The sequence below is a fragment of the Paraburkholderia sp. SOS3 genome (assembly GCF_001922345.1).
Lineage (GTDB): Bacteria > Pseudomonadota > Gammaproteobacteria > Burkholderiales > Burkholderiaceae > Paraburkholderia.
Genome location: NZ_CP018811.1, coordinates 3,856,433 through 3,867,879 on the forward strand (window position 1 = coordinate 3,856,433; position 11,447 = coordinate 3,867,879).

An 11,447-nucleotide genomic window follows, 5' to 3' on the forward strand; every position below is an offset into this window, starting at 1 on the left:
GGTCTACGGTTTTTTTCCGCCGGGCGCTTCGAGCGCCGGCGGCGGTGTGTTCATTCCCTTCGGCGGTACCTTGATCGCCGCACCGCCGGTCAGATCGTTGCCTTCGGTCGTGATCCGGGTCTCCGTTCCGGAATCGAACGCGACCGCATTGCCCGCGGGGATCGACTGATTGCGCACGATGCGCGGCGTCAGGAGCAGGATCAGCTCGGTTTGCTTGTCGTCGTCGACCTTCGTGCCGAAAATACGGTCGAGTATCGGAATCCGGCTCAGGCCCGGAATTCCCTGTCCGCCGCTTCGTTCGTTGCGCTGTAGCAGCCCGGCGAGAATCTGCGTTTCGTTGTTGTTGACGCTCATCACCGTCTCGGCCGTTCGCGTGCCGATCTGATATGCGACGAGGCCGCTGCTCGTCGTGATCGTATCGGTGACATTCGACACTTCGAGTTTCAGCTTGACCTGCACTTCGCGCGAATTGACGATCGACGGCTGCACGTCGAGCGTGAGACCGACGTCCTGATAGTTGATGCTCTCGGAGCTGAAATTGCTGGACAAGGTTGTCGTCACCACCGGCAAGCGGTCGCCGATCAGCACTTTCGCCTTCTCGCGGTTTCTCACGCGAATCCGCGGATTGGCCAATGTCTTCGTCTTGCCCATGCTTTGCAGCCAGTCGATGCCGACGGTTCCGAGTCGCACGATCACATCGCTGCTGTTCAGATGATGCAGTTCATCGAGCGTCACGAAGCCCGCGGGAAGCGTCGTCGTATCGGTCTGGTCCGGGGTCGGCCGGATGGCGAACTCGATCCGGTCCGGGTACCGTATGCCGAGTTGCAGGAGGTCGGTCGACGACACCTCGATGATCTGCGCCTCGATCACGACCTCGGCAGGCGTCACATCCATTGCCGCGATAAGGCGTTCGGCCACCGCGATCGTCTCCGGCGCATCGCGCATGATGATCGCGTTGGTGCGCTCGTCGACCACCGCATCGCGCGTCTTCACCATCTGTTTGAGCACCGCCAGCACCTGCGGCGCCTGCGCATTCTGCAAATAGAACGTACGCACCGCGAGATCGCGGTATTCGCTTTCCTTGTCCTGGCGCTTCGGATAGATCAGCAGCGACGTGCCGTTGACCACTTTGCTCGAAAGCTGATTGGCCTGAAGCACCATCGCCATCACCTGTTTGACAGGCGTGTTGGTTGCGAAGATCGTCGTCGGCGCCGTGGCTGCGACGTCGTGATCGAAGGTGAAGTTCAGGCCCGTGATATTCGAAACGAGCTCGAAAATGCTGATCAGCGGCTGGTCGCGAAACTGCACCGTGATCGGCTGACTGAGGTCGCGCGTCAGGGTGGGCGTCAACTCGCGGCCTCGCGGTGTGAGCAGATCGTCGCGCAGGCGCGCGGCGCGACCATTGCTCGGTTGCCGCCTGAGCACGTCATTGGCTATCGCAAGCGCTTCGTCCGGTCTTTCCGTACGGATCGATTCGGCGTACTGCACGGCCGAATCGATCGGCCCTTGCGTATCGATCCACTCGAGCATCTGCCCGGCACTGTCATCACCCGGTGCGGCCTGCTGCGCCTTCTGCACCCACGCGCGCGCTTGCGCGAGGTCGTTCGCATAGTAGGCAGTCGTCGCGCGCGTCAGGTAATCCTCCATCACGCGGCGGCGCATTTGCAGATACTCGCTGCGAATCTGCAAGTCATCGGGGTATTGGGCCGATTGCTGCGCCAACAACTCGAGCGCCTGATCCGGCGGCAATGCGCTCAGTTGAGTCTCGAGCTGCTGCCTGCGCATGTCTCCCGCACAGGCAGCGAGCATGATCAGCAACAGCGCCACGATCGACCGCACGAGCCGCATCATCGCCCTCCTCCAAACGTCAGCTTCTGCTTGCGCTTGAGAGGCAAATAGAGAAATCCGACCTCGCGGTCGCTGACGCTTTCTATCCGGTACTCGTTGAGCAACACATCGCCGGCGCGCAAAAATCCCTTCCTGTTGCATTGAGCGCACAACATGAAATCCTTGCCGGCCGCATTCAGCACGACATAGAGGGCGCCATGCTGATCGAGCCACAACGAGCGAACGACGAACGGCAGCGGCGGCGGTTCAGGCGGCGGTGGCGGCGCAGCGGATACGGGTGGTGCCGCAGGAGGCGGCGGCAACCAGTTCTGGCTCGGAAACACATCGACGGTCGGCGCCGCGGATGCGAGGGGCGCCGGCACTGCCGAGGCGGCAGCTCCTGAACTTCCAGCACTCGCAGCGTCCGAAGCAGCAGGCACGGCGGCCCCGCTTCGCGCAGCCGGCCGCGCGGGCCGCGTGGTTGAGGCCGTAATAGCGGGCGCGCTACGCTCGCGCGATGTCGAGATAGACGTTTCATGTCCCTTCCAGTATGCGAATGCGGCCAGTCCGGCGGCCACCACGAGCAGGCCTTGCACCGGTCTGGAGATATTCATCGACCTGACATCGACGCCCTTCATGACGCTCCTTCAACGAGAAACGCGCACTGAATGCGTACCTCGAGCTGTGTCGCGCCGATGTCCGGCCGCGTCACTGCAACGCGCTGGCACCGCGCGCCGGGCAGCCGTCGAAGGTCGCCAAAGAAGCCACGCAGTTGCAGATAGGTGCTCGTAAATGCCGCGGTTACCGCATAACGCCTGAGCGCTCCCTCTTCCCTCGCGGGCTCGTAGCTGACCTGCGGTATCGAAATGCCGTTCTTCAGCGCGATCGCATGGAAGCTATGGAGAAATACAAAGAAGCGCTGGTCCGCGCTCGCCGGACCGACTGCTTCATCCGGGGTCGGAGGCGGCGCATCGGTCAGCTTCGCCGCGCGCGCGTCGAGTTCAATTTCACGCGTGCCGATATCGCGCGCGGTCGGGACGATCTCGAACAACGCGATCGCGACGACCACGCCGATGAGAACGACCGCGAGCAAGCCCGGCGTTGCAAGACGCCACTGCATTCGCCTCGCTTCCCAAATCAGCCGGTTCATCGATGCGCCTCCACCGGTGCGCCGGCAGCGGCAGTGGAAGGGGCTTGGGTCGCGCTCGCCGACGACGCCTCGCCGGGATTCCCCCGCCAGGTGATCTGCAGCGTCGTTTCGACCGACTTGACCGGCGGCCCCGGTTTTTCCGTCTGCCGCACCACGTTCACACGTTCAGTCGCAGGCTGTGCCTCGACCCAGTCCGCGTACGACAGCGCTTCCTGCGCCGTACGCGTCTCGAAGGTCAGGTTGATCTGCCGCGAGGTCGTCACGACCTCGAGCGAGAGCAGCGCGATGTTCGGGCTCCATCCCCGTTCGATCAGGTCGCGCGCCGGCTCGGCCGCATAGCGCTGCTGCGCCATCAGTTGTTCGGCATGCGGATTGCCGGGATGCCGATGCGCCTTGCCGATCGCCTGATACTTCTGCTCCTGCCGCGCAATCGACGTCTCGCGTTCGTCGAGCGCCTCGCCATTGCTTTTCAGATGGTCCAGATACCTGATCGCGACGAGCAGCAGACCGACTGCAAGCAGCAGTGCGACGATGCCCTGCATTGCTTCAGGGCGATTCGATCGCGCCATGTCGAGCCGGATCGCCTTCATACCGGAACGCTCCATGGAACGGTCAGCCAATGCGTACGGGAAGCATCGGCTGCCTTGCGGTCCACGGTATCGGGCGCGATCACGTAGATCCGCTCGGGCAGCGGCGCATCGCACAAGCTCGCGGCATCGCGGAACACACGATCGAACGGCTCCAGTGCAGGCAACGTGACAAAGCCGCTCCAGTGCCCGTTGCTTCGAAATCCTATGTTTGCAACGTAGACCCCCTTCGATTCCATCTCTTCGAGTTCGACCACCGCAATTTCGCCGTCCGCGATATGCCGGCGGTGTTGCGACACCGCATACGTGTAGGCGGGTTCCACCGTATGCAGGCTGATCCTGCGCTGCTTGCACTGGCGCGCAAGATGCCCGCAAAGCAGTTCGGGCACTGCCGCGGCAAGCCGCGCGCGGCCCCATCCACGGTCCTGCACATTGAAGCGCCATGTTTCCGCGCCGCCGCCTGCGCCCTGTACGAATTGCATGCGCGCGAGCGGAAGCCAGTCGACGGGCCGCGGCAATGCGCGCCACGGCAATGCGTAGTAACAAACGAACGGTGCGCCGACGAGCAGGCGCAAACGATGCACGCCAAACGTCTGCGGTTCAGGAAGCAATGCATCGAGGGCGGGCAGCGCGGCTGACATTTCATACGGGCTCGCCAGCGAAAAGACCGCCTCGACCTGTCCCGACGCACCGAAGCGGCATGCGCGATAACCATCGAGCCATACCGTCGATTGACTCCACCATTTCACTTCGCGCCGTGGCCGCGCACACAACCATCGCGTCCAGTTCGCCGCCGATACGCGAGATGTGATGCGATTCCATGACAGGGCCATCGAGGTCTCCGTCGCTCATGTTCTATTCGATCATCGTCACGCGATTGACTTCCGCGAGCGTCGTACGCCCGTCCGCCACCGCACGCAGCGCGACCTGCCTGATCGGGATAAACCCGCTTTGCTGCGCAGCCTCTTTCAGCTCGACCATCGGCCGCCGTTCGACAAAGCATTGCTTGATCCGATCGTTGAGCCGCAGCACTTCCCCGATCGGCTGCCTGCCGAGATAGCCGGTGCGCCGGCAGGCGTCGCAACCCGCGCCCCTGCGGAAACGCCAATCGCGTATCTGTTCGCGCGTCAATGCGGATGCGTGCAGCAATGCGTCGTCCGGCGCCGCGTCGTCCTCGACGCAATGCGGGCAGTTCTTGCGCATGAGCCGCTGCGCCATCGCACCCAACAGCGCATCGACAAAGCTATGCATATCGACGCCCATATGCAGGAAGCGGTCGAGCACCGAAAAGACGTTATTGGCATGGACCGACGTGAGCACGAGGTGCCCCGTCAACGCGGCCTGCACGGCGATGCCCGCCGTTTCGCCGTCGCGTATTTCGCCCACGAGGATCTTGTCCGGGTCGTGCCGCAAGATCGAACGCAGCCCACGCGCGAACGTGAGGCCTTTCTTGTCGTTGATCGGAATCTGCAGCACGCCCGGCAACTCGTATTCGACCGGATCTTCGATCGTGATGATCTTCTCTTCGCCCGTGTTGATTTCAGTCAGCGTCGCGTACAGCGTCGTCGACTTTCCCGAACCCGTCGGCCCGGTCACGAGAATGAGGCCATAGGGTTCATGCGCGACCGCGCGAAGCGCTTCGACGATATCGGGCTCGTGGCCGATCGCGTCGAGCCGCAGCGACGTGCTGTTCGAGTCTCCGCGCTGCTTGTCGAGCACGCGCAACACTGCGTCTTCGCCGTGAATCGACGGCATGATCGACACGCGAAAATCGATCTCGCGCTGGCTGATGACGGCGCGAAAGCGCCCGTCCTGAGGAATTCGGCGCTCGCCGATATCGAGATCCGCCATCACCTTGAGGCGCGACAGCACCTGTTCGGCAACGTCGACGCCGGCCGTCGATGCCGTGGTCTGCAAGACGCCGTCGATGCGGTATTTGATGACGAGCCCGCTCGCCGTGCTCTCGATATGAATGTCGGACGCACGCGCTTTCAGCGCATCGTATAGCGACGAATTCACGAGGCGGATGACGGGATGCACGTCGGCTGCGAGCGTCGCGAGCGATATCTCCACGCCTGCGTCCGCTGTCGCACTCGCGGCGTCGCCGACGCTGATCTGCGTGAGCGCCTGATGCGCGGACTCATGCACAGCGAGATAGGCAAGCAGGTCTGCGGGCACGCAAAACGCGAATACGAAGCTTGCCTTCACGCGCTGCATCGCCCACGCGCGCAGATAGCGGTCGAACGGATCGGACAGCACGAAGAGCCGCTGTCCGTCGCGCTCGCGAGCCAGCAGGCAATTGCGCGAGATGGCTTCCGCAAACGGCAGCCGCTCGAAGCACGGCTCCATCGCTTCGAGGTCTCCTGCATCGAGGCCGCGTAGACCGGTCAGCCCCGCCACGCGCTGCAGATAAACCGTCGGATCGTGCTCGGCCTCATCCCATAAGCGGGCCTGCGTGGTGCGCGCATCCGGCGCTTCATCTCCAGCCTTGGGCGCGTTGGACGTTTGAGCATGGACTATCTGCGCCATGATTTCACCCCACGCTGCCCGCGAGCTGGAAGATCGGCATATACAGCAGAAAGATCACCGCCCCCACGATGCCGCCCACCACAAGCATCAGCACCGGCTCGACGACCCGCATCAACGTGTCGATCGCACGGTCGAGTTCTTCGTCGCAGAACTCCGCCGAGCGCGTGATCATGGCCGGCAACTCGCCGCTTTGCTCGCCGACGCGAATCAGCCGCTCCGCCACCGGCGTCGTCAGCTCCGCGGACGGCAACGCGGCCGACAGCGCCTGGCCCGCGCGAATCGCTTCTACGGCTTGCGCGAGCGCCGCCTGCATTTGACGCGGCAGCAACTGCGCCGCGAGTTCCATCGACGCCACGACCGACATGCCACCCGACAGCAGCAGCCCGAGCGTCCGGTAAAAGCGTGTCAGCGCAAAAAGCCGCTGATAGGCCGCAAGCCGCCGGAAGCGGAACAGCCCATTCATGATCTTCGCCCTGATCCTGCCGTTGCCAAGCGACCAGCCGAGCGCCGCGATGCCCAGCGCGAAGCAGACGAGCAATACGGCGCCGTGTGCGTGAACGAGGTCTCCCCACCACAGCATGACTTTCGCGGACAACGGAATGTCTTTCATCGACGCGAATACCTGGCTGAACTTCGGAATCACATAGAACGCCAGGAACACGATGATCAATGTCCCCGTTGCGATGACGATCGACGGATACACCATGGCGGACACAACCTTCTTGCGCACGACGTCGAGCCGCGCATCGTAGTGGTGATAGCGCTTGAGCGCCTCGGCAAGATGCCCGGTTCGCTCCGCGGATGCGACCGTCGCCACATACAAGGCGGGAAATTCGCCAGGCTGCCGTTCGAGCGCCTTCGAGAGCGGCAAGCCTTCGTACAGTGCACTGACGATGGTCTGCAGCACCGTGCGGTTAATGCCTTCCTTGCTCTTGTCGCGTAGGGTTTCGACCGTTTCCACGAGGCTCAGTCCCGCTTCCAGTAGTGCGATCAGTTCTTGCGTAAAAAGCGAGCGTTCGAACACCTGTTTGCGAAACGACCACGCGAACGCGCGCGTTTCCACCGGTGCGACGCCGACGATCGACATGCCCATCTGCGCAACGGTTCGGCGTATCTGGGCCTCGTCGTCGCCCGGCAATTCGAATTCCTGTTCGCCGCTCTCGCTCTTGACTATCACCCGGTAGCGCATGACGACCGCCGATCAGGACCGTTCTACTTCGCAAAGATGTCTGCGTCCTCGCCCGTGCCGCCCGGCTTGCCGTCCGCGCCGTAAGTAAAGAGGTCGTAGTCTTTTCCGTTTTCTCCGGGGACCCGGTAGTTGTACGGTTTTCCCCATGGATCGTTCGGAATCGCGCTGCTCATGTAGGGACCATCCCAGCCCGGCGTGTTGCCCTGGTTCGTCATCAATGCGGCCAGACCGGCATCGCCCGCCGGATAGTGGCCCGTATCGAGGCGGTAGCGATCGAGTGCGCTGCCGATTCCCTTCATTTGCGAGGCCGCGGTTTTGCTGCGCGCCTTGCCGACTTCCCCGAACAGCTTCGGGCCGACGTAGCCGGCGAGCAATGCAATGATGAGCAGCACCACGAGCAGTTCGAGCAACGTAAAGCCTTGCCGACGGCGCGCGCGTGGTTGCGCATGCAACGATTGCGCGCCGCGCGCCCGCGCAACGACGGCCATGCCTCTTTTCAAACGTTGGCGCATATCACTTGTTCACTTCACCGAGGATTTTCGTCAGCTCCGCATCGGACGTATCGCCGTCCAGCTCCCAGGAAAAGACGCCGCGCAGGTTCTGCTGCTTCGCGTAATTGACTTTCGTGCGGACCGTCGCCGGTGTGTCGTAAGACCAGAACGTCGTGCCGTCGAACTTCCACGATTGCCTGGCGACCGGATGCTCGTACACGGTGCCGGGCGCACTCTTCAATATGCGGTAATCCTGTATGCCTTCTTCGTACTTGCCGGGCGCCGGCTTGGTGGCCTTCTGGTAGAGCCCATCGCCTTTCGGCCCGCCGGTCACACCGGTCCAGCCGCGGCCGTAGAACGGAATGCCGACGACGATTTTCGACGGCGGCACGCCTTTTTCGAGCAGGCCTTTGACCGCGGCGTCGACGTTATAGGTCGCGCCGTTTTCGGTCTTCACATTCGGGCTCTCGGGGTCTATATAGAGATTCGATTGAAAATCCGTGGGGCCGGTCGACTCCCATCCGCCGTGGAAGTCGTAGGACATCACGTTGATCCAGTCGAGCGATTTGCTGTACTGGGCGGGATCTGTATTGGCGATCTTGTCTCCACCCGAGCCGATGGCAACGGTCAGCAGATATCGCTTGCCCTTTTGCGCGCCGATCGCATCGAGCTGCTTGCGGAACTCTGCTAGCAGCAGCGTGTAGTTTTGCTTATCGTTCTGGTCGACGATGTTATAGGGTTGGCCGCCCCCACCCGGAAACTCCCAGTCGATATCGATGCCGTCGAACACGCCGTCTGCCACACCGTCTCCGCCGGCATTGGAACCCGCATCGAACGGCAGATTGCCTTTGATATAAACGTCGATGCACGACGCTACCAGTTGCTTGCGACCCGCATCGGTCGATGCGGCACGACCAAACCACTTCGACCAGGTCCAGCCGCCGAGCGAAATCATGATCTTCAGGTTCGGGTACTTCGTTTTCAGCTGCTTCAACTGATTGAAGTTGCCTTTGAGCGGACCGGCCTTGCCGTTACGCGGATCGTCCCACGCGTATTGCCACGGGTCCGATGTTCCGCTTACCGCTTCGTTAGCCGAAAAGCCCTTCTGATAGTCGGCCCACGCATCGCCGCCGGTGCCCGCATCCGGCGCGTTCGGATTCGTCGCGCCGGGTTCCGCCTTGTTGACGATGCCGCATTCATAGCCGCCGTTCTTCGCATAGATGTTGCCGAACGCGTAGTTGATGAAGGTCAGCTGCTTCGCCTGACCGGACGTGTCGATGTCCTTCACCTTGAAGTTGCGGTCGTAGATGCCCCATTGCGCGAAGTAGCCGCCTATCTCGTGTGCGCTCGAGGATGGCGAGGGTGCCGGTGCTGGCGTCGGTGTCGGTGTCGGTGTCGGTGTCGGCGTCGGCGTCGGTGTCGGTGTCGGTGTCGGCGTCGGCGTCGGTGTCGGTGTCGGTGTCGGCGTCGGTGTCGGCGTTGGTGTCGGCGTTGGTGTCGGCGTTGGTGTCGGCGTTGGTGTCGGCGTTGGTGTCGGCGTTGGTGTCGGCGTTGGCGTTGGCGTTGGCGTTGGCGTCGGCGTCGGCGTCGGCGTTGGTGCCGGTGATGGGCCGCCGGCGCATGCGCCCAGATCCTGCCATACCCCCCAACTACCGGACTGCGCCGGATTGTCGCCTTGCGTCCACCACTTGTTCTTGTAGTTATGTCCGTTGTAAGTCACCCATGAGCCCGCATTTGCATACGCTTGAGTCGCAGACCATTCGGCATAACATCCCGCACCCGAGGGCGTTGGCGTTGGCGTTGGCGTTGGCGTTGGCGCAGGTGCAGGTGCCGGTGCCGGAGAAGGCGAAGGCGTACCGCCAGCCGTTCCGAGATCGCGCCACAGCGTCGGCGAACTGGGCGGCGTCCAGCCTGCGCCCGCGTACGCGGTGTGCGTTTGCAGCGCCTGATACGAGTGGCCGTTATACGTGACCGTGGTACCGGCGGTGTAGGTCGAGCCTTCTTTCCACTCGTCGGCCAGCGCGCCGATCGAATGAGCTGCGAGCAACCACGCAACGAGTGCTGACACACAAGCCCCATTCTTCTTGATCTTCATAAGATCTCCTGACGCATTTCGGCACTGCGACCGACAGCCACGATGCAAAACAAGACATGCGACGCAACTGCTGACCCAACCTGTTATTCACCACGACACGTCCTTGCTAATAGATAGGTCATTCAAATCGATCAATCAAGAGTTAACCAATAAATCTGAAAAGCCGCCTTCCATTTAATTCAAGTTTGGAAAGGTGAATAAAATTTCAAACATTCTCGACCAAGGTTGACTAGCCTCCGGCACCCCGCAAGGTCTTCTGCCGCATGACAAGGCGTCCTGTGAAGGCATTCGCCGGTTATCCAACCGACGGCACACGGATTTGCCAGAAATCACGCGCCGATCACGCGTTAATTAATGTTTAATAAAGTCGACTCGCATTTCCATGCTCTATTAAATCGAGTTGCGAATCGACTATCCTTTATTGCCAAAAGCCAGACTGACAACCAGACGGAGGCGCTAATGGAAGCGATCAATGGCCTATGGAACGAATGGCTGGCGACCAATCTGAACCGCGGATGCACGCACGAATCGATCGTCGAGGCGATGGCGCATGCAGGCATCGATGTTTCGATGGCTCGCGACCTCGTGCGAAGTGCCGCTACGGCGCGCAACGGTGAGCACACGGCGTTTGTCGACACTACTGTCAACGATGCCAGTCCGTACGAATACGATGCATGCCCCGTCGCAGAAGGCAATTGCATACGTGCGTACGACCGCGACGTATCGGTGCTGATGCGCATCGCGCGTCCGCAGATCATCGTGTTAGACGATGTGCTATCGGGCGACGAGTGCGAGGACCTGATCGTACGTTCAAGACACCGCCTCAAGCGCTCGACGACGGTCAATCCCGACAACGGTAGCGAAGACGTGATCGAGATGCGCACAAGCGAGGGCTGCTGGTTCCCGCGCTGCGAAGATGCGCTGATCGAGCGGCTCGACCGTCGTATCGCCGCGCTGATGAACTGGCCCATCGATCACGGCGAAGGTTTGCAGGTGCTGCATTACGCGCCGGGCGGCGAGTATCGGCCGCACTTCGACTACTTTCCACCCGATCAGGAAGGCAGCGCGGTCCACACGTCGCACGGAGGGCAACGCGTCGCGACGCTTATCGTGTACCTCAACGATGTCGAGGGCGGCGGCGCAACGATCTTTCCGCAAGCGTGCGCGGCTGTCACCGCGCGCCGCGGCGGCGCCGTGTACTTCCGGTATATGAATGGACGCGGGCAGCTCGATCCGATGACGCTGCACGGCGGCGCGCCCGTGACGAGCGGCGAGAAGTGGATCATGACGAAGTGGATGCGGGAGCGGGTGTGCGAGTAGGCTACCGCTACAGCGGTGCATCGCCGCGGCCACAATCAGGCTCGAGATGAATTCGCAGTCTCCGTCCGCATAGCGTGCCCGGCATCCATTCTGTAGATACCAACGGTCAGAACGAATGGATCGAACGAGTCGAGTCCAAGCCTCGTTATCGGGAAGTTAATACCCCACACAAACGTTAAGAGCAATGCCAGAGCGAGACGCTTTTTTTCCATATCGATTCGACGAAGGTCTTGTCCATTGATGTGTCTCCCGGGACCTA

11 protein-coding genes and 1 pseudogene are annotated in these 11,447 nt (G+C 61.9%); 1 reads left to right on the top strand and 11 read right to left on the bottom strand.

Features of this window, described 5'->3' with window-relative positions:
• Positions 1–3 precede the first annotated feature (3 nt).
• The 11 genes and pseudogenes from BTO02_RS17180 to BTO02_RS35525 form a co-directional block, all read right to left on the bottom strand.
• A complete protein-coding gene (locus BTO02_RS17180) occupies positions 4–1,851 on the bottom strand; it encodes a secretin N-terminal domain-containing protein (RefSeq protein WP_083615168.1) in 1,848 nt (615 codons plus the stop codon).
• Entirely contained in the window at positions 1,848–2,465 is a 618-nt protein-coding gene (locus tag BTO02_RS17185; RefSeq protein WP_075158032.1) for a hypothetical protein, read from the bottom strand. The genes BTO02_RS17180 and BTO02_RS17185 overlap by 4 nt, the downstream gene beginning before the upstream one ends.
• Positions 2,462–2,977: a hypothetical protein gene (locus BTO02_RS17190; protein ID WP_075158033.1), complete on the bottom strand. Its 516-nt coding sequence runs from the start codon at positions 2,975–2,977 to the stop codon at positions 2,462–2,464. Before BTO02_RS17190 ends, BTO02_RS17185 begins: the two co-directional genes overlap by 4 nt.
• Positions 2,974–3,567 carry a hypothetical protein gene (locus tag BTO02_RS17195; protein WP_075158034.1) on the bottom strand — a complete coding sequence of 198 codons (594 nt, stop codon included), beginning with the start codon at positions 3,565–3,567 and terminating at the stop codon, positions 2,974–2,976. Before BTO02_RS17195 ends, BTO02_RS17190 begins: the two co-directional genes overlap by 4 nt.
• On the bottom strand, positions 3,564–4,397 hold the full coding sequence (locus tag BTO02_RS17200; RefSeq protein ID WP_156883849.1) for a hypothetical protein: 834 nt from the start codon (positions 4,395–4,397) through the stop codon (positions 3,564–3,566). Before BTO02_RS17200 ends, BTO02_RS17195 begins: the two co-directional genes overlap by 4 nt.
• A gap of 22 nt (positions 4,398–4,419) precedes the next feature.
• The gene (locus BTO02_RS17205) at positions 4,420–6,093 is read right to left on the bottom strand and encodes a GspE/PulE family protein (RefSeq protein ID WP_075158036.1); all 1,674 of its coding nucleotides are present in this window, start codon (positions 6,091–6,093) and stop codon (positions 4,420–4,422) included.
• 4 nt (positions 6,094–6,097) lie between these two features.
• Positions 6,098–7,282, bottom strand: coding sequence for a type II secretion system F family protein (locus BTO02_RS17210; RefSeq protein ID WP_075158037.1), 1,185 nt, complete (start codon positions 7,280–7,282; stop codon positions 6,098–6,100).
• 23 nt (positions 7,283–7,305) lie between these two features.
• Positions 7,306–7,770, bottom strand: coding sequence for a type II secretion system major pseudopilin GspG (gspG, locus tag BTO02_RS17215; RefSeq protein WP_075158968.1), 465 nt, complete (start codon positions 7,768–7,770; stop codon positions 7,306–7,308).
• Between the two features lie 25 nt (positions 7,771–7,795).
• Positions 7,796–9,061 (bottom strand): glycoside hydrolase family 18 protein, encoded by a 1,266-nt coding sequence (locus tag BTO02_RS34820; RefSeq protein WP_232243389.1) that lies wholly within the window; start codon positions 9,059–9,061, stop codon positions 7,796–7,798.
• On the bottom strand, positions 8,970–9,395 hold the full coding sequence (locus BTO02_RS35155; protein WP_232243390.1) for a hypothetical protein: 426 nt from the start codon (positions 9,393–9,395) through the stop codon (positions 8,970–8,972). The genes BTO02_RS34820 and BTO02_RS35155 overlap by 92 nt, the downstream gene beginning before the upstream one ends.
• Positions 9,396–9,421: 26 nt before the next feature.
• Positions 9,422–9,868: pseudogene (locus BTO02_RS35525) on the bottom strand (carbohydrate-binding protein); the annotation flags it as partial.
• Between the two features lie 459 nt (positions 9,869–10,327).
• Here BTO02_RS35525 and BTO02_RS17225 point away from each other — a divergent pair.
• Positions 10,328–11,188 carry a 2OG-Fe(II) oxygenase gene (locus tag BTO02_RS17225; RefSeq protein WP_075158039.1) on the top strand — a complete coding sequence of 287 codons (861 nt, stop codon included), beginning with the start codon at positions 10,328–10,330 and terminating at the stop codon, positions 11,186–11,188.
• Positions 11,189–11,447: the final 259 nt, after the last annotated feature.

What these genes read in the sequence shown, in the direction of transcription:
- BTO02_RS17180 (WP_083615168.1), bottom strand. Translation starts at nt 1,851, where the DNA reads ATGATGCGGCTCGTGCGGTCGATCGTGGCGCTGTTGCTGATCATGCTC.
- BTO02_RS17185 (WP_075158032.1), bottom strand. Translation starts at nt 2,465, where the DNA reads ATGAAGGGCGTCGATGTCAGGTCGATGAATATCTCCAGACCGGTGCAA.
- BTO02_RS17190 (WP_075158033.1), bottom strand. Translation starts at nt 2,977, where the DNA reads ATGAACCGGCTGATTTGGGAAGCGAGGCGAATGCAGTGGCGTCTTGCA.
- BTO02_RS17195 (WP_075158034.1), bottom strand. Translation starts at nt 3,567, where the DNA reads ATGAAGGCGATCCGGCTCGACATGGCGCGATCGAATCGCCCTGAAGCA.
- BTO02_RS17200 (WP_156883849.1), bottom strand. Translation starts at nt 4,397, where the DNA reads ATGGCCCTGTCATGGAATCGCATCACATCTCGCGTATCGGCGGCGAAC.
- BTO02_RS17205 (WP_075158036.1), bottom strand. Translation starts at nt 6,093, where the DNA reads ATGGCGCAGATAGTCCATGCTCAAACGTCCAACGCGCCCAAGGCTGGA.
- BTO02_RS17210 (WP_075158037.1), bottom strand. Translation starts at nt 7,282, where the DNA reads ATGCGCTACCGGGTGATAGTCAAGAGCGAGAGCGGCGAACAGGAATTC.
- gspG (WP_075158968.1), bottom strand. Translation starts at nt 7,770, where the DNA reads ATGGCCGTCGTTGCGCGGGCGCGCGGCGCGCAATCGTTGCATGCGCAA.
- BTO02_RS35155 (WP_232243390.1), bottom strand. Translation starts at nt 9,395, where the DNA reads ATGCGCCGGCGGCCCATCACCGGCACCAACGCCGACGCCGACGCCGAC.
- BTO02_RS17225 (WP_075158039.1), top strand. Translation starts at nt 10,328, where the DNA reads ATGGAAGCGATCAATGGCCTATGGAACGAATGGCTGGCGACCAATCTG.